Origin of the sequence: Peterkaempfera podocarpi (assembly GCF_042466665.1) — a bacterium.
In the GTDB taxonomy this organism is placed as follows: Bacteria; Actinomycetota; Actinomycetes; order Streptomycetales; family Streptomycetaceae; genus Peterkaempfera; species Peterkaempfera podocarpi.
Genome location: NZ_CP162102.1, coordinates 2885328 through 2902922 on the forward strand (window position 1 = coordinate 2885328; position 17595 = coordinate 2902922).

Genomic DNA, 17595 nt, shown 5'->3' on the forward strand with positions numbered 1-17595 from the left:
GTCCAGTGTCATGCCGCCTCCCGAAAGCAGTGTGTCCCCGCAAAGCCTTGGGGGCTTTGCGGGGACACACTGTCCGGTCACCTTGCCATCAGTCGGTGCTTCGCCCGAGGGTCACTGGCCACACGGGGACGCACCGGAGACGGTCGTTTTCAGCTGCAGCCGCTGGTGGAGCCGCAGCCCTCGCAGAGGTAGCAGCTGCCCGCGCGGCGCATCTTGGTGCCGCAGGAGAAGCAGAGCGGGGCGTCGGCGTTCAGCCCCAGCTGGGCCTCGACCAGCTCGGTGGAGGAGTGGACCTGCACCGGGACCGGCTGCACGGCCGCCTTGGGGGCGGCAGGCACCTCGGTGGGACGGGTCAGCTCGCGGGGGGCGGACTGGGCCAGGCCCTCGACGTCCATGTCCTCGTCGGACGGCTCGTAGGAACCGGTCTCGAGGTGGCGCTGACGCTCGTCCGCGGAGTGGATACCCAGGGCCGAACGGGTCTCGAAGGGCAGGAAGTCCAGCGCCAGGCGGCGGAAGATGTAGTCGACGATCGACTGGGCCATCCGCACGTCCGGGTCGTCGGTCAGACCGGCCGGCTCGAAGCGCATGTTGGTGAACTTCGAGACATAGGTCTCCAGCGGAACGCCGTACTGCATGCCCACCGAGACGGCGATGGAGAAGGCGTCCATCATGCCCGCGAGGGTGGAGCCCTGCTTGGACATCTGAGGAAGACCTCGCCGAGGCCGTCGTCCGGGTAGGAGTTGGCCGTCATATAGCCCTCGGCGCCCCCCACCGTGAAGGAGGTGGTGATCCCCGGCCGGCCCTTGGGGAGGCGCTTGCGCACGGGGCGGTACTCGACGACCTTCTCGACGGAGGCTGCCGGGGCGGGCTTCTCGGCCGCCTTGACGTTCTTCGTCTTGGCGGAGAGCGGCTGGCCGACCTTGCAGTTGTCGCGGTAGATCGCGAGCGCCTTCACACCGAGCTTCCAGGCCTCGAAGTAGATCTCCTCGACCTCTTCGACGGTGGCGCTCTCCGGCATGTTGACGGTCTTGCTGATCGCGCCGGAGATCCAGGGCTGGATCGCGGCCATCATCCGGACGTGGCCCATCGGGGAGATGGCCCGCTCGCCCATGGCGCAGTCGAAGACCTCGTAGTGCTGCGGCTTGAGGCCGGGGGCGTCGACGACATTGCCGTGCTCGGCGATGTACGCGACGACCGCCTCGATCTGCTCGTCCTGGTAGCCCAGGCGGCCGAGCGCACGCGGCACCGTGCCGTTGACGATCTGCATCGAACCGCCGCCGACCAGCTTCTTGAACTTCACCAGGGCGAGGTCCGGCTCGACGCCGGTGGTGTCGCAGTCCATCATCAGGCCGATGGTGCCGGTGGGGGCGAGCACCGATGCCTGGGCATTGCGGAAGCCGTTCTCGGCGCCGATCCGCAGCACGTCCTGCCAGGTCTCGGTGGCCGCGGCCCAGACCGGGGTGTCCAGCTCGTCCATCCGGACGGCGGCGGTGTTGGCCTCGGCGTGCTGGCGCATCACCCGCTGGTGCGGCTCGGCGTTGCGGGCGTAGCCGTCGTACGGGCCGACGATGCCGGCCAGCTCGGCGGAGCGGCGGTAGGCGGTGCCCGTCATCAGCGAGGTGATGGCGCCGGCCAGGGCGCGGCCGCCCTGGGAGTCGTAGGCGTGGCCGGTGGCCATCAGCAGGGCGCCGAGGTTGGCGTAGCCGATGCCCAGCTGGCGGAAGGCCCGGGTGGTCTCGCCGATCTTCTCGGTGGGGAAGTCGGCGAAGCAGATGGAGATGTCCATCGCGGTGATGACCAGCTCGACGACCTTGGCGAACCGCTCGGCGTCGAAGCTGTCGTCGTCGCGCAGGAACTTCATCAGGTTGAGCGAGGCCAGGTTGCACGAGGAGTTGTCCAGGTGCATGTACTCGCTGCACGGGTTGGACGCGTTGATGCGGCCGGACTCCGGGCAGGTGTGCCAGTGGTTGATCACCGAGTCGTACTGGATGCCAGGGTCGGCGCAGGCCCAGGCGGCCTCGGCCATCTTGCGGAAGAGCTTCTTGGCGTCGACGGTCTCGATGACCTCGCCGGTGAGGCGGGCCCGCAGGCCGAACTCGCCGCCCTGCTCGACGGCGGTCATGAACTCGTCCGAGACCCGGACGGAGTTGTTGGCGTTCTGGTACTGGACCGAGGTGATGTCGTCACCGCCGAGGTCCATGTCGAAGCCCGCGTCGCGCAGGGCGCGGATCTTCTCCTCCTCCTTCACCTTGGTCTCGATGAAGGCCTCGACGTCGGGGTGGTCGACGTCCAGCACGACCATCTTGGCCGCGCGGCGGGTGGCGCCGCCGGACTTGATGGTGCCGGCGGAGGCGTCGGCTCCGCGCATGAAGGAGACCGGACCGGAGGCGTTGCCGCCGGAGGTCAGCAGCTCCTTGCTGGAGCGGATGCGGGAGAGGTTCAGGCCGGCGCCGGAGCCGCCCTTGAAGATCATGCCCTCTTCCTTGTACCAGTCGAGGATCGACTCCATGGAGTCGTCGACGGCCAGGATGAAGCAGGCGCTGACCTGCTGGGGCTGGGCGGTGCCGACGTTGAACCAGACCGGCGAGTTGAAGGAGAAGACCTGGTGGAGGAGGGCGTAGGTCAGCTCGTGCTCGAAGATCTCGGCGTCGTCGGGAGAGGCGAAGTAGCCGTTCTCCTCGCCGGCGGCGCGGTAGGTCTTCACCACCCGGTCGATGATCTGCTTGAGGCTCCACTCGCGCTGCGGGGTGCCCACCGCGCCGCGGAAGTACTTGCTGGTGACGATGTTGACCGCGTTGACCGACCAGGAGTCGGGGAACTCCACACCGCGCTGCTCGAAGTTGATCGAGCCGTCGCGCCAGTTGGTCATGACGACGTCACGACGCTCCCAGGTCACCTCGTCGTACGGGTGGACCCCGGGGGTCGTGTGGATGCGCTGAACCTGAAGGCCCCGGCCGGCCTTCACGCCGCCCTTGCCGCTCTTGGCACGTGAGCCGCGTGCGGAGCCGCTCGTCGTATCGGTCACTTCTCCTCCTCCTGGGCAAACGCCCTGAGTGCCCCGCGACTTCCCGGGGCACCGCTTTTCTCGCATCAGACGGCCCGTGCGGGGCCTGGGCGCCCCGGTGGTCAGGGCGCAGGGGCGGGGGCGGGCACAACGGTGCCCTCCTCCGCCGCGGGAGGCCGCTCCGCGCGCAGCTCCGCGATCGCGGCCTCGAAGTCCTCGAGGGTGTCGTACGCCTGGTACACCGAGGCGAACCTCAGGTAGGCGACGACGTCCAGCTCCTTGAGCGGGCCGAGTATGGCCAGACCCACGTCATGGGTGGACAGTTCGGCACTGCCGCTGGAGCGCACGCACTCCTCGACCCGCTGCCCGAGGACCGCCAGGGCGTCCTCGGTGACGGGCCGCCCCTGGCATGCCTTGCGCACGCCTGAGATGACCTTGTCGCGGCTGAAGGGCTCGGTGACCCCGCTCCGCTTGATCACCGTCAGGGTGGCGGTCTCCACGGTGGTGAAGCGCCGATTGCAGTCGGGGCACTGCCGGCGCCGCCGGATGGCGGTGCCGTCGTCGGTGGTGCGGCTGTCGACCACACGGCTGTCGGAGTGCCTGCAGAAGGGGCAGTGCATGGAAAGGCTCCCTCCTTCGGCAGCAGGCGTCACTCGGGTCCCGGAGGCCGTTTCTGACCCCGGGAGCAGCGACAAGTGTAGGCGACGCCCGGACGGCCGGATCCCGAGGGGACCACAACCTGTGGGCGTGGGCATCACTCTAGCCACAAGATGTGGGGTCTGCTGCAAGCACTGCGGGGGTGTGTCCGTAGCCTCCGGCTCACCCCGCGCAATCGCTGCTGGTCAGCGCGGAGGACCGGAGCCGGACACTCCGCGGAGGTCGGGAGTGTCGCTCGAGCGGGGGTCGCGGGGCCTTCTTCCGGGGCTTTCGGGGAGGTGCTGCCGGGGACGGAGATCACGACTAGACTGACCCTTGTCGAACACTTGCACGGTGCTGGCAATACACCCAGAACCTTGATCAAGTCAGGCGACCCGCGGGAAATTCACTCGAACGTGTGTTTGGCGCAACCTTTCGATAGGAACTACCGTTGGCTTATAGAGGGAGAACATCCGTCGAGAGGGGCCGCCGTGACCACCGCAGAAAGCAGCACCGTCCCGGTGCAGGAACGCTCCCAGAATTCGCTGGAGCAGAGTTCCATGGGCCGTAGTGAGGACGACCGGCGCAGCGCCGGGTCCGGTCGGGTTCCCGACCAGCCCGTCGAACATGCGGCGGTACAGGACGCTGTGCTGCACAGCGGTCATCACGATGTGCAGACCCGCTCGCTTCCCGGCCGCCCGCCCGGAATCCGCACCGATGAATCCGGTCTGACCGATCGGCAGCGCCGGGTGATCGAGGTCATCCGGGATTCCGTGCAGCGCCGCGGATACCCGCCGTCCATGCGGGAGATCGGCCAGGCTGTCGGCCTCTCCAGCACCTCCTCCGTCGCCCATCAGCTGATGGCGCTGGAGCGCAAGGGATTCCTGCGGCGCGATCCCCATCGGCCGCGCGCGTATGAGGTGCGCGGTGTGGAGGTGGCCCGGCCGAATACCGCGGACACGGCAGGCAGGCCCTCCACCTCCTATGTACCGCTGGTGGGCCGGATCGCCGCCGGTGGCCCCATTCTTGCCGAGCAGACCGTCGAGGATGTCTTTCCGCTGCCCCGCCAACTCGTGGGCGACGGCGAGCTGTTCGCACTCAAGGTCAGCGGCGACTCGATGATCGAGGCGGCCATCTGCGACGGCGACTGGGTCACTGTGCGGCGGCAGCCGGTCGCGGAGAACGGCGACATCGTGGCCGCGATGATCGACGGCGAGGCCACCGTGAAGCGCCTCAAGCGGGAGGACGGCCATATCTGGCTGATGCCTCACAACAGTGCCTATGAGCCCATCCCCGGCGACAACGCCACCATTCTCGGCAAGGTGGTCGCGGTACTGCGTCGCATCTGACGACGGCGGACCGCCCTCCGGTGAGCCCTTGAAAGCCGCGGGCTCCGACTCCCTCCCAGGGGTCGGAGCCCGCGGCTTCGTCGCGCCTGTGGACGGTCAGCGGCTGTCCACGCCGCGTCGGGCCACCGGCTTGGGCTCAGGAGCCGAGCCATTGATGGCCGCCAGCGAACGGCGCACCTGATTGCGGTCGGTGGTGTACCAGAAATCCGGCATCGAGGAGCGGAAGAATCCGCCGTAGCGGGCCGTCGCCAGCCGTGGGTCCAGTACGGCGACCACGCCGCGGTCATCCGCCGCACGCACCAGCCGGCCTGCCCCCTGGGCCATCAGCAGCGCCGCATGGGTCGCCGCCACCGCCATGAAGCCGTTTCCGCCGGCCTCCTCGACCGCCTTCTGCCGGGCGCTCATCAGAGGATCGTCGGGCCGGGGGAACGGAATACGGTCCATGACCACCAGCTGGCAGGCCGAACCCGGTACATCCACGCCCTGCCACAGCGACAGGGTGCCGAAGAGACAGGTCTCCGCATCCGAGGCGAACGCCCTGATCAGCTCGCCCAGGGTGTCCTCGCCCTGCAGCAGGATGGTGTTGTCCACCCGCTCCCGGAGGGCCTCCGCGGCGGCCTGTGCGGCCCGCATGGAGGAGAAGAGGCCCAGGGTGCGCCCGCCGGCCGCACCGATCAGCTCCGCCAGCTCGTCCAGCATCTGCGGGCGGTCGGGCTCCCGGCCCGGCGGCGGCAGATGCCGGGCGACATAGAGGATCCCCTGCTTGGGATAGGCGAAGGGCGAGCCGACATCCAGCCCCCGCCACACCGGCGGGGCCCCCTCGCCGGTCTCCCGCTCCGGCTCGTCCGCACTGCGCTGCTCCGGCAGCCGGCCCTCCTGCGGCAGGCCCACCGAGGCAGCCACCCCGCCGAAGTCGCCGCCCAGCTTGAGGGTGGCCGAGGTGAGCACCACCGAGCGCTCGGTATAGAGCCGCTCCCTGAGCAGCCCCGAGACGGTGAGCGGAGCGACCCGCAGCGAGGCGGCGCCCAGGCCGAAGCGCTCGCTGCGGTCGATCCACACCACGTCGTAGGGCGACTCCTCCAGCAGCCGGTCGGCGGTGTCATGCAGGGTCTCGGCGGACGCCAGAGCCTGCTTGCGCACCGCGTCCTCATCGGAGAGCGCCTTGTCCCGGACCTCGCCCAGCGAGGTGATCACGGCGCGGCAGGCCTCCCGGATCGCCGCCACCGCATAGGCGAGATTCTCCGGCAGCTCCTCGACCCGGCCGGGCTGGGCGATCTCCATCAGCCCGTGGTAGTTCTCCGCGGCGGCCTGAAGGGCGTCCACCGCCTTCTCGTTGGCCAGCTTGGCAGCCCTCTTGACCGTGCGGTTGACCGCGTTGGCGGAGAGCTCCGCCGTGGCCACGCCGGTGACCCGGGAGACCAGCTCATGGGCCTCGTCGACGATCAGCAACTCATGCTCGGGGAGCACCGGGGCGCCCTCGATGGCGTCGATCGCCAGCAGGGCGTGGTTGGTGACCACCACATCGGCCAGCTTGGCCCGCTCCCGGGCCGCCTCCGCGAAGCAGTCCTGCCCATAGGGGCAGCGGCTGGCGCCGAGGCACTCCTTGGAGGTCACCGCCAGCTGCGCCCACGCCTTGTCGGAGACACCGGGGGTGAGGTCGTCGCGGTCACCGGTCTCGGTGTCGTTCGCCCAGTCCCGCAGCCGCAGGATGTCCTTGCCCAGCTTGCTGCTGGGGCCGCCCAGGGCCTCCGCCGGGTCGAAGAGGCCCTCGCCCTCGTCACTGGGGGCGCCCTCGTTGGCCCGGTGCAGGCACAGATAGTTGGAGCGGCCCTTGAGCATGGCGAAGAGCGGCTTGCGCCGCAGCTGCGGGTGGAGCGCCTCCACCGTGCGCGGCAGATCGCGCTCGACCAGCTGGCGCTGCAGGGCCAGGGTGGCGGTGGCGACCACCACCCGGTCGCCGTGGGCGAGGGCGGGCACCAGATAGGCCAGCGACTTGCCGGTGCCGGTACCCGCCTGGACCAGCAGATGCTCGCCGGTGGCGACGGCGTCGGCGACCGCCTCGGCCATCTGGACCTGTCCGGGCCGCTCCACGCCGCCGACAGCGGTGACGGCGGCATGGAGGAGTTCCCTGATACGAGCACGGTCGGCATCGGGCACGGCGTGGGCGGCGGTCTCGTCCGCGGCCCCGGCCTCGGGCCCCGCTGCGGGGGGTGGGGAGTCGTTCGTCATGGCACCCCCCACCCTACGGGGCACCACTGACAGTGGTGCGGCTGTCACCGGACCGGCCGGGCGCGGGCAGCGGGGCCGGACGGTGCAGCGGGTTGGGCACGGTGCCGTGGACGGCCGCGTGGGGCCGCTGCGGGCGGTCCCGGTAGCCGTCCAGCAGCAGCCGGTTGCGGTTCAGGCAGAGCCGCTCGATACGCGGGGTGAGCAGGTCGAAGAGGGCGAACCGGCCGGCCAGCTCGGGGAAGCGCTGCTGGTATCCGGTGATCTCGGCGCGGACCATCGCCCAGAACTCCTCCTCCGGCACCCCGAGCCGCTGCTCCACCAGCGGTGCGAGATAGCGGAAGACACCGACGAAGAGCCCGGAGTGGATGAACTGGCAGAGGAAGTCCGGCCGCTCGCGCAGCAGTACCCCGGAGACCTCGGCCGGCATCGTCTCCAGCTCGGGCAGCGGCCGGTCGCTGACGTTGATGTCGTCCACGAAGTCCTTGACCGCCAGCCGCACCGGGACGTCCCGGTGGTCGAAGACCACGATGGCGTTCTCGCCGTGCGGGGAGAAGACCGTCCCGTAGCGGTAGAGGAAGTGCAGCAGCGGCGGCAGCATCGCGGCGAACAGCCGGCGCAGCCATTCGCGGGCGGTCAGTCCCGAGCGGGCGACCAGCTCGGCCGTCAGCGGCTGCCCGTCGCTGCCGGTCTGGAGCAGCGCGGCCAGCGTACGGGCGCGCTCGCCGGATGCCAGCCGGCCGGCGAGGGGCTCCCGCCAGATCGCGCCGAGCAGCTCCTTGTACTGGTAGGGCGCCTCGGGGAGGTCGCCGTACACCGGGTGCTCGACGGTGACCGAGGCCACCTCGCCCAGCAGCACCACCCGGCACTCGTCCCGCAGGAAGGGGTCCTGGTCGTGGAGGCTGCGGACCCAGGCGGTGACCGCGGGTGCGGCCAGCGTGCGCTCGGTGGGCAGGCCGCGCCAGACCAGGGTGTTGAGGATGGAGAGCGGCAGCTTCACATGGTGGCGGTCGGGACGGCTGATGTTGAGGAAGGTCCGGATGGACTGCTGGGGCAGCCTGAGGTCGCCGTCGGCGGGCAGCGGGACGATGTCCCCGGCGGCGATCGAGGGCGCGAAGAGGGGGACGACGGTCTCGTCCCACTGCCAGGGGTGGACGGGCAGCAGCAGATAGTCGCCCGGGTCGGCCCCGCGGCTGCGCAGCACCTGGTGGAAGCGCTCGCGGGTACCGGGGTCGAGTTCGCTGTCGTAGAGGCGGTCCGGGGTGGCCAGCTCGGCGGTGCCCCGGTAGCGGGCGATCCGGCTGTGGACGGCGATCCAGGGGAGCCGCTGCGGGATGCGGGACTCGGGTGCCCAGCGGGCGGTGTCGGTGGCGGAGAAGCCGAGCCGGCCCTTGCTGGGGACGATCCAGGGGTGCCCGGTCTGCTGCCCCTCCAGGTCGGCGTGGTCCAGGTCGGCGAGTTCCGCGGCGGTGAGCGCGTTACCGGCGTGGTGGGCGTCGGCCAGCAGGGTGGCGGTCAGCTCCCGCACCAGGTGCCCGGTGGTGTCCCCGGCCAGGCCGAGCCGCCGGCGGGCTGACCGCAGCAGTCGCAGCGGGTCAGGCGCCGCTCCCCCGGGGGCGCTGACGGTCGCCGGGTCGATCTGCCAGCTGCCGTAGGCACCGCGGCGGGCCAGGAAGTGGTAGTCGCCGTCGGGCAGCACCAGGCGGTAGGGCTGGGCGGGGCCGCCCGCCGCGACCGCGTCGACGGTGAGCAGTTGCGGGGCGAACAGCTCCTCATAGGAGAACTCGGCGATCATCTTGGCCGTCAGCGCCCGGCAGGCCTGCTGCCAGCGGGCCGGGGTGAGCTGCGGCGGGAGGTGCAGCGGGGTGTCGTGGACCGAGGACTTCTGCACGGTGGGCTCCTGGGATACGGGGAGGACCGGATGGTGCGGGTACGGGTGGTCCGCGGGTACGGCGGCGTGGCCGTGGCAGGGGTGCGGCCGGCTGCGGATCGGCGGTCCCGGCCCGGGTCGGCGGGCGGGGGCGGGATCCGTGGGGGCGGGGACCGGGAGGAAGGGGTCGGGTACCGGGGGCGGGGACCGGGAGGAAGGGGTCGGGGACCGGGGGCGGTTCAGGGGGTGCGGAGTGCACCGGCTGTGGGCCGGATGCGGCGACGGACCATCAGCACGGCTCGCTTGTCGGGCAGTTGCAGCTCGACGGTACGGCGGAAGCCCGCCCGGCCGAAGGCGGCGACCGAGGGGAGATTGCGGATGTCGGGTTCCGCAACGACCTGGTCGCAGGCCGGGCGGACCCGGAGCACCCGGTCGGCGAGGGCCCGGAGCAGCAGGCTGCCCAGTCCTCTGCCACGGGTGTCGGCCGGTCCGAGGAGCAGATGGATGCCGGTGTCATGGGGGCGGGCCGGATAGTGGCGGGCCAGCGGGTCGAGGTCGGCCCGGTAGACCTCCCAGTAGCTCATGGCGCGGCCGCCGAGAACGCCCAGGCAGGGGACGCTGCGTCCGTCGCCGTCGAGTTGGACGCGCAGATGCTCCTCGATGATGCGGGAAGGACCGTCGAGGTGCCAGAACTCGGCCACCGCCGGATCGTTCATCCAGCCACTCAGCAACGGCAGGTCGTCGGGCAGCCTCACCGGCCGCAGCCGGAACGCCCCGGCTGCGGTGGCCATCACCCCCCAGCCGCCCACACCGTCCAGCAGGTCCGCCGGGGGCACGGTGGTCATCGGGCACCGCCCCCGGCGGAGCCGTGGTCGTCCGAGGGGCCCGCGGCGGCGGCTGCTACGGGGCCCACGGCGCCACGCAGCACCGGGTTGGGGACGGTGACATAGACGGACTGGGTCTCCACCGGACCGACCAACTCGTCCATCCCGTGCAGCCGGGTGAGCAGATTGGCCTTGCAGCGCAGGGTCGGGGAGTCCAGCAGCCGGGCCGGGAGGGTGGAGCCGGTGGCCGCCGTACGGTCCGCGGCCAGGAAGCGCCGCAGCGCGGCCAGCAGCAGGCGCTCGTCGGCCAGCCGCTGCGAGCCGAACGCCCCCACCAGGCCGAGGAGATGGTTGATCCCCAGGTAGTAGGCGAAGCGCTCATCGGCCACCGCGTCGTCCACAAAGGTGTCGCTGAGCGTGCCGATACCGGGCAGCCTGGCCTCCAGGGCCGCCGCCCTGGAGCGGCGGAAGTAGTAGCCCTGGTTGTCGCGGTAGCGGCCGCCGACCGGCCAGCCGTCGTGGTCGAGCAGCACCAGGCTGTTCTGCTGGTGCGCCTCCAGCGCCACACCGGCCCGGCCGTCCAGCCAGAGCACCGGCAGCACCACGGCGTCCAGATAGCGCAGAAACCACTCGGTGGCGACGGTGGCGAGCGCCCGGCCGGTGCGACGGGCCAGGCCGTGCAACAGATCGGCCAGATACGAGGGGACGGCGTCCCGCTCCGGTGCCGCCGGGTCGGGCAGCGGGCGCTCGGCGACCAGCCCGGCCACACAGAGCACCCGGTCGCCCGGCCCGAAGGGCTGGAGCCTGATCCCGGTGTCCAGGCCGCCCGCGGCACCGGGGACGGCGCCGGGCAGGTCGACGCCCAGCCAGGCCGGGTCGCGGACGATGTCGAAGCCGGGGTGGTGGCTGCGCCACTCGGCGGCCAGACCGCTCTCCAGCAGCCGGTGGACCTCCACCCCCCGGTGGAGCTCCTTGCGCAGGTTCTCCCGGCGGGAGTTGGTGATGCGCAGCCCCAGGGAGAGCTTGAGCATCCAGGGGGTCCCCGGCCGGCACACGGTGCGCACCGAGGAGGTGGGGTACCAGAAGTCCCCGTGCGGGCCGAGGTCGTGCACCCGGCCCTCCTCCAGCAGCGCCCGGACGGCGGGGCGCAGCGCCAGCTCACGGGCCTGCCAGGGGTGCAGCGGCAGCGCGACGGTACCGGGGGGCAGCGGTACGGCGCCGCCGAGCAGATGGCCGGTGATCCGCGGGGCTGCCGTCTCCAGTGCGGAGTCGGCGGCCACCAGGGACCGGTCCGCCGCGAACCAGTGCAGCCGGAAGGAGCCGCGCAGCTCCGGGGAGTAGGCGGCGGCCTCGGTGTCCCCGATGCCGTCGCGGCTCTTCGGCGTCGGGTGGAGGGGATGGCCCAGCAGCAGGGCCTGCTCCCCGTCGAGGAAGGGGAAGGGGACGGTGCCCGCCGCCGGCCGGGGGTTGCGGCGGCGGTGCAGCAGGAACTCCGCGGTGCGGCGCACCGAGTCGGCCACCCGGCCAGTGAGGTCGGCGATCCCCGCTGCGCCCTCGGCGCCGGCCTCCCGGGTGAGCAGGGCTGCGGTGGTGACGGCGTCGACCGGGGCGCCGGCCAGGTCCTCCTGTTCCGCGGCGTCGCCGGGCACCGGTGCCCTGGGGGTGAGGAGAGCGGGGCCGAAGCGGTGCCAGCCCACGGCGGACCAGTGCCTGACGGGCACGGTGAGGCGGGCGGCGCCCGCGGCCACCGGGATGCGCAGCACTCCGTCGCCGGGTGCGGGCACCCCGGTCTCGCGCACCCAGCAGCGCAGCAGGCTCTCGGTCGCGGCATGGTCGGCGGCGGTGGCGGGGTCCGGGTGCAGCAGCGGATCGGAGCCGTGCCTGCTCCCGGGACCGGTCTGCTGGGCGGGAACCGGGTCGGCGGGGCTCGGGCCGGTGAGGGCGTGGTTCACGGGCGCCTCCAGCTGGGTGCGAGGGTTCCGGGTGGCGCGGGGCGGCAGCGGCGCAGCCCGGACACCTCCGCGAAGTGGCGGGTAAGGCTTACCTTCCTTCGACTGCGGAGGGCAAGTTCACACCCACTCGAAGTAGTGATCCATCCGGCGGAGTTCATTCCTGAGGGTGAAAAGGTGAACCGTCGGCGCCGCTGCGACGTAGGGGAATCGCGAAGGTTGTCACGGGTCGGTGACTGTTCGTCAACGATCGCAACCAGGGGTCGCCGTGCGCCGTCCCCCGCTGCAATGGGACAGTAGTCGCCGACCGACGACGGCCGAGCCGTGTCTTGAACTCTGGGGGAACTGAGTCCATGTCACCCATACGCAGGGGCGACCTGCGTCGTCGCACGACCCGCACACGTACCCGTACCCGTACCGCCCTGGGTGCCGCAGCACTCGCCTGCGTGACCCTGGTTTCCGTCACCGCCTGCAACGACAAGAGCGGCTCATCGGACGCCGGAGGCTCGGTCACCGCACAGGCCACACCCGGCGGCGACATCGGCGGGCTGCCGTCGGAGCTGCCGAGCGGTCTCGCCAGCGCACTGCCCAGCGGCCTGCTCGACGGCCTGCCCAGCAGCCTGGACGAGCTGAAGAACTGGAACTTCGACGACTGGGACAAGTGGGCCGAGGAGCATGTCTTCAACAATCCGGTGATCAAGGGCCTCTGGGACCCGGAGAAGATGAAGAAGGCCAAGCCCAAGGACCAGACCCCGCCGTCCGACAACCCTGCCGGAAACACCACGGGCGGCAGCACCACAGGCGGCAGCACCACAGGCGACAGCACCACTGACGGCGGCAACAGCGACGGCAGCAGCGGCGGCGGCATCGGTCCCAACGACCCTGAGCCGGCAGCGATCCGGGCGACCCCGATCGCCCGCCCCTACCCCGGATCGGTGGGGAAGATCTTCTTCGACGAGCCCGACGGCACCGCCGTCTGCTCCGGCACGGTGGTCACCGACCCGGCCCACCCGGGCAAGAGCAATCTGGTGTGGACCGCCGGGCACTGTGTGCACGGCGGCAAGGGCGGCGACTGGTACAAGCACATCATGTATGTGCCGGGCTACAACAGCACCGGTGTGGGCAGCGGCGGTCAGCAGTCGCTCGACAAGGCGCTGGCCCCGCTCGGCCAGTGGTGGGCGGACAGCATCGTCACCTCCCCGCAGTGGGCGGCCGAGGGCCCGCCGGCCACGCACGGCCCGGTCAACAAGTCCAGCCAGTACGACTTCGCGGTGCTGCGGGTGCACAACCCGGAGGGTGACGGCCGCTCGCTGGAGGAGACGGTCGGCGGCGCCATCCCGGTCTGGTTCAATGCGCCCCGCCAGCAGCTGGCCCCGGTGGCCAACTGGGGCTACCCGGCCGCCAAGCCCTTCGACGGGCAGGAGCTCTACCGGTGCCGCAGCACGGTGCCGCCGGTGCGCATCTCCTATGACGCCTCCCGGCCGCCGATGCTCGCCATCGGCTGCACCATGACCGCCGGGTCCAGCGGTGGCGGCTGGTTCGCCGCCATGCCCAACGGCAAGACCGGCCTGGTGAGCAACAACTCCATCGGCCCGGTGGACCATCCGACCTGGGAGGCCGGTCCCTATCTGGGGACGGTGGCCCAGCAGATGTTCAACTACTTTGTGAAGAAGGCCGGCTGACCGTTCAGCCGCGGCGCGAGAAGGCCGGAGGGCGGGATCCTGTCACCAGGATCCCGCCCTCCGGCCTTCTCTCCGTGCTGTGGCTCAGCCGCGTGCGGTGGCCACGGTGTACCGCTCCAACTCGGCCGCGAGCTCCGCCGACACCTTGGCCCGCAGCAGCGTGCCGTCCGCGGTGTGCTCGGTGCCGAGCAGCTCTCCCTCGGCGTGCACCCGGGAGACCAGGTCGCCGCGGGTGTACGGGACCAGGGCCTCGACCTCGATCGAGGGCCTGGGCAGCTCGTCCTCGACCAGCTTCAGCAGCTCGTCGATGCCCTCGCCGGTACGTGCCGACACCACCAGGGCCCGCGGCTCACGCCGCAGCAGCCGCTGGAGCACCAGCGGATCGGCCGCGTCCGCCTTGTTGATCACCACGATCTCCGGCACCTTCTGTGCGTCGACCTCGGTGATCACCTCGCGGACCGCTGCCAGCTGCGACTCAGGGTCGGGGTGCGACCCGTCCACCACATGCAGGATGAGGTCGGCGTCGGCGACCTCCTCCATGGTGGAGCGGAACGCCTCCACCAGGTGGTGCGGCAGATGGCGGACGAAGCCCACCGTGTCCGTGATGGTGTAGACCCGCCCACCGGGGGTGGACGCCCTGCGCACGGTCGGGTCGAGGGTGGCGAACAGGGCGTTCTCCACCAGCACGCCCGCCCCGGTGAGCCGGTTGAGCAGGGAGGACTTGCCGGCGTTGGTGTAGCCGGCGATGGCCACGGACGGCACCTGGTGGCGCTTGCGCTCCTGGCGCTTGGTGTCGCGGCCCTTCTTCATGTCGGCGATCTCGCGGCGGAGCTTGGACATCTTCTCGCGGATGCGCCGCCGGTCGGTCTCGATCTTGGTCTCACCGGGACCACGGGTGGCCATACCGCCGCCCGAGGAGCCCGAGCCACCGCCACCCATCTGCCGGGAGAGCGACTGGCCCCAGCCGCGCAGCCTGGGCAGCATGTACTGCATCTGCGCCAGCGAGACCTGCGCCTTGCCCTCCCGGGACTTGGCGTGCTGGGCGAAGATGTCCAGGATCAGGGCCGTCCTGTCGACGACCTTGACCTTGACCACATCCTCCAGGTGGATCAGCTGGGCGGGAGTGAGCTCACCGTCGCAGACGACGGTGTCGGCGCCCTCGGTCTCGACGATCTCCCGGAGCTCCCTCGCCTTGCCGGAGCCGATGTAGGTCGCCGGGTCCGGGCGCTCACGGCGCTGGATCACACCGTCCAGCACCTGGGAGCCGGCGGTCTCGGCAAGGGCCGCGAGCTCGGCGAGGGAGGTCTCGGCCTCCTCGGCCGTGCCGTCGGTCCAGACGCCGACGAGCACCACGCGCTCCAGACGGAGCTGCCGGTACTCGACCTCGGTGACGTCCTGGAGCTCGGTGGAGAGACCTGCGACACGGCGCAGAGCCGCGCGGTCGCTGCGGTCGTACTGTTCGCCGTCGTAGTCGAGGTCCTCGTCGATCACCGCGAGGTCCTCGTCCATGAGGGCTGCTGCCCGGAGGTCCTCCGGGCGACGTGCGACACGCCCGGTGGAGTGGTCGCGGTTGTCGAACGTGGAGGTCATCGTGTCCTTAAGGGTTCGTCGAACGGGGTCTGCACCGGGAGCATGCCCGGAACACCGCCCGGCCTATCCCTCGGTACCTCTGGTGAACGCCGCAGACCTGCCGCGGATTCCCGACGATGGTCGCATGCCTGAACCGGCCCGGTCATCTGCATTTGGCCGCCGGGCGGAGCCGGGACCGGACCGGTAGACGTCGTACACCCCGGAGACCCGCAGCATGGCCCGCATCAGCGGTGCCAGCGCACCCGGGTCCGGCAGCTCCACCGTGTAGGTGTGGCGGACCCGGAGCTCCTGCGGCGGCTCCACGGCGGCGGAGACGATGCCGATCCCCTCCGCTGCGATGGCGGCGGTGAGATCGGCCAGCAGCCGCGGGCGGTCGAGGGCGTCGGCCAGCAGGGTGACCCGGTAGCCCGTCCTGCGGGGCCCCGCGGTCCAGCCCACCTCCACGGCGGGCCGCCCGGCGTCGCGCATCTGCCGCCCGGTGGGACAGTCCCGGCGGTGGACGGCGACCGCCCCGCCGCGGATGGCGAACCCGGTGACCCGGTCCGGGGGCACGGGGGTGCAGCAGCGGGCCAGCCGCACCGGGACCTCCGGCCGGCCGCGGACCTCGGCCGGCCCGGCCGCCCGGTCCGGGCCCGGCGCCCGGTCGTCCGGCGGCGGCTCGGCGGGACGCTGCCCGGCGGGACCGTCGGCCGGGGTGCGCTCCGGGGCGCCGGCGGCGTCCGCGGGATGCTCGGCCAGCCAGTGCTCGATGGCCAGCCGGGCGCGGGGGGTCCGCACATGCCGCAGCCACTCCGGGGCCGGGCCGGAGGGTTTCCCGGGGCCGGGTTCGGTGAGGACGCCCACGATGTCGCCGTCGGACAGCTGGGTGGAGAGCGCGACGAGCCGCCCGTTGACCCGGGCGCCGATGCAGCGGTGGCCGATCTGCTCCCCCAGCGCATAGGCCGCGTCCACACAGGAGGCCCCGGCCCGCAGCGTGAGGGTGGCGCCCTCCTCGGTGACCGCGGTGATCTCGCGGTCGTCGGAGAGATCAGCGGTGAGGGTGGACCAGAAGGCGTCGGGGTCGGGGGTGTCCCGCTGCCAGTCCAGCAGCCGGCTGAGCCAGCCCGGGCGGGCCGGATCGGTGCGGTCCAGCTCGTCGCGACCCGGATCGGGGGTCTCGGGCTGGCGCGGACTGCCCAGCGCCACCACCCCGAACTCGGCGACCCGGTGCATCCGCTGGGTGCGCACCAGGACCTCGATCACATTCTGCTGCTCATCGGCCACCGCCGTGTGCAGCGACTGGTAGAGGTTGAACTTGGGCGCGGCCACGAAGTCCTTGAACTCGCCGGGCAGCGGCGTCCAGCACGTGTGCAGCTCACCGAGGACCGCGTAGCAGTCGGCGTTCTCCTCCACCACCACCAGCACCCGCCCCAGATCGGCCGGGCGCAGCTGCTGCGGACGGCCGTCGGGACCGGGCGCGGCCAGCCGTTTCAGCAGCACCCGGTGGGCGGAGACGCAGTGCCGCGGCCGTACGGTGACCTCGGCCCCCACTCCCGCCTCGGCGAGCTGGCGGCGCAGCCTCCCGGCGAAGTCGGCGAGCGGCCCGCTGCCGATGTCACCGGCCGCGACCAGCGCACTGGTGCGGCCGTACTCCTCGGGGTGGAGGGTGGCGAAGACGATGTCCTCCAGTTCGGTCTTCACCACCTGGATGCCGAGCCGTTCGGCGAGCGGGATCAGGACGTCCCGGGTGACCTGGGCGATCCGTACCTGGCTGGCCGGCTTCATATGCCGGATGGTCCGCATGTTGTGCAGCCGGTCGGCCAGCTTGATCACCATCACCCGGACGTCGTCGCCGGTGGCCAGCAGCATCTTGCGGAAGGTCTCGGCCTCGGCCGCGGCGCCGAAGTCCACCTTCTCCAGCTTGGTGACGCCGTCGACCAGATAGGCGACCTCCTCGCCGAACTCGGCGCGTACCTGATCGAGCGTCATCTCGGTGTCCTCCACGGTGTCGTGGAGCAGTGAGGCGACCAGGGTGGTGGTCTCGGCGCCCAGCTGAGCGAGGATCACGGTGACGGCCAGCGGGTGGGTGATGAAGGGTTCGCCGCTCTTGCGCAGCTGCCCACGGTGCCCGGCCTCGGCGCTCTGGTAGGCCCGGCCGAGCAGCGCCAGATCGGCCCGGGGGTGGTGGGCGCGATGGGCCCGGACGATGGGCTCGATGGCATCGGGGAGCGGGGCGCGGCCGGTGGCCAGCAGCGCCGCCCGGCCCGCTCTGCCCAGCGTGCCGCGGCCCAGCCTGCGGGCCGGTCTGGGGTCGGCGCAGTCCGCCTGAGGCGCGGACGGCGGGGTGTGCGCGCCGGGCGCTGGATCACCGGCGTGAACGGGCATGGGCACCTCCGGCAGCGAGCACCGGAGCGGGTCCTGACCCCGGTGGTCCATGCTACCGAGCCCACCACGAGCCGCGACGGCTCACCTCCGGAGCGTCAGCG

Annotated in this window: 8 protein-coding genes and 2 pseudogenes; 2 read left to right on the forward strand and 8 right to left on the reverse strand. The window is 71.7% G+C overall.

Annotation, left to right across the window (positions count from 1 at the left end; translation table 11 throughout):
* Positions 1-149 precede the first annotated feature (149 nt).
* Both AB0761_RS12635 and nrdR read right to left on the reverse strand, forming a co-directional pair.
* Positions 150-3025: pseudogene (locus AB0761_RS12635) on the reverse strand (vitamin B12-dependent ribonucleotide reductase).
* Between the two features lie 101 nt (positions 3026-3126).
* A complete protein-coding gene (gene nrdR / locus AB0761_RS12640) occupies positions 3127-3624 on the reverse strand; it encodes a transcriptional regulator NrdR (protein ID WP_377269080.1) in 498 nt (165 codons plus the stop codon).
* Positions 3625-4017: 393 nt separating this feature from the next.
* Here nrdR and lexA point away from each other — a divergent pair, with 393 nt between their 5' ends.
* Positions 4018-4989, forward strand: a complete 972-nt coding sequence (gene lexA, locus AB0761_RS12645) for a transcriptional repressor LexA (RefSeq protein ID WP_377269081.1) — start codon at positions 4018-4020, stop codon at positions 4987-4989.
* Positions 4990-5085: 96 nt separating this feature from the next.
* Here lexA and AB0761_RS12650 read toward each other — a convergent pair whose 3' ends face one another.
* The 4 genes and pseudogenes from AB0761_RS12650 to AB0761_RS12665 all read right to left on the reverse strand — a co-directional run.
* The gene (locus AB0761_RS12650) at positions 5086-7218 is read right to left on the reverse strand and encodes an ATP-dependent DNA helicase (protein ID WP_377269082.1); all 2133 of its coding nucleotides are present in this window, start codon (positions 7216-7218) and stop codon (positions 5086-5088) included.
* A 13-nt stretch (positions 7219-7231) separates the two neighbouring features.
* Complete coding sequence (locus AB0761_RS12655; protein WP_377269083.1) at positions 7232-9106, reverse strand: IucA/IucC family protein; 1875 nt, start codon at positions 9104-9106, stop codon at positions 7232-7234.
* Positions 9107-9324: 218 nt separating this feature from the next.
* Positions 9325-10107 (reverse strand): GNAT family N-acetyltransferase, encoded by a 783-nt coding sequence (locus AB0761_RS12660; protein ID WP_377274054.1) that lies wholly within the window; start codon positions 10105-10107, stop codon positions 9325-9327.
* Positions 10011-11861 (reverse strand): annotated as a pseudogene (locus tag AB0761_RS12665) (IucA/IucC family protein); the annotation flags it as partial. The gene AB0761_RS12660 and the pseudogene AB0761_RS12665, both read right to left, overlap by 97 nt.
* Before the next feature lie 443 nt (positions 11862-12304).
* Here AB0761_RS12665 and AB0761_RS12670 point away from each other — a divergent pair.
* A complete protein-coding gene (locus tag AB0761_RS12670; protein ID WP_377269084.1) occupies positions 12305-13540 on the forward strand; it encodes a trypsin-like serine peptidase in 1236 nt (411 codons plus the stop codon).
* 84 nt (positions 13541-13624) lie between these two features.
* On the opposite strand, the gene hflX is transcribed toward AB0761_RS12670, so the two are convergent.
* The gene (hflX, locus tag AB0761_RS12675; RefSeq protein ID WP_377269085.1) at positions 13625-15130 is read right to left on the reverse strand and encodes a GTPase HflX; all 1506 of its coding nucleotides are present in this window, start codon (positions 15128-15130) and stop codon (positions 13625-13627) included.
* A 63-nt stretch (positions 15131-15193) separates the two neighbouring features.
* A complete protein-coding gene (locus AB0761_RS12680; protein WP_377269086.1) occupies positions 15194-17494 on the reverse strand; it encodes a RelA/SpoT family protein in 2301 nt (766 codons plus the stop codon).
* Positions 17495-17595: the final 101 nt, after the last annotated feature.